The organism is Candidatus Thermoplasmatota archaeon, from assembly GCA_030018475.1.
Taxonomy (GTDB): Archaea; Thermoplasmatota; JASEFT01; order JASEFT01; family JASEFT01; genus JASEFT01.
This window is the reverse complement of record JASEFT010000119.1, coordinates 1-663: the sequence shown is the minus strand read 5'-3', so window position 1 is coordinate 663 and position 663 is coordinate 1. Positions and strand designations below refer to the sequence as shown.

The 663-nt window shown below is 40.9% G+C and carries 1 protein-coding gene; it reads left to right on the top strand.

All coding sequences use genetic code 11. The features are described from left to right. Window positions 1–125: 125 nt before the first annotated feature. The coding region (locus QMD21_07855; GenBank protein ID MDI6856677.1) for a hypothetical protein at window positions 126–663 on the top strand (538 nt) is incomplete at its 3' end.

The window sequence follows — 663 nt, the reverse complement described above, 5'->3', positions numbered from 1 at the left end:
CTAATTACTGAACGGTAAAAGAAACAATATTTTAGTAAACCTTCGGAAGTACTGATGCTAACGAAAATATTTAATACCCCCAAATCCATATCATTCCGTAAAACTGAAAAAGGTGAGCGAAGGAAATGAGCTTGAGAAAAGAAAATGATAAAGTAGTAGTGACGAAATTTGCAGTGGTGAGCTTGATAGCGCTTTTGGTATGCACAGCGCTTGCAGTATCTACAGCTCTACCAGAAGAGCAAGAAAAGGGCGTAAGAGTAGATGTCCAGACCCTTCTAACAGCGTGCTTCCATGACGAGACGACAGGTGCAAGAGCTTACTATATAAACAGCACAGGCGTAAAAGGATATACTGTGTACTGGACTACAAAGTCGGATACCAAGCCTATTTATAGAGGAAGCGACCAAGGCACTGGTGGAGAAACATACTATTCTGTTGGAGCAAAAGCATCGTCACTTTACTATAATATGGCAAATGCCTATCCAGATCCTAATGGCTGGCTGTATGGCAGTCAGGCAACATTTATATATGAAAATGCAACAGGATACATTGGCTGGACTTATACGAAAAACTCAGGAAATTTAGATCCCCAGAGGCTAGACCGAGTATATGTAGCAAAAATACCAGCTCCTACAGCTACTGTTTCAGGCTCTAATGTTAATG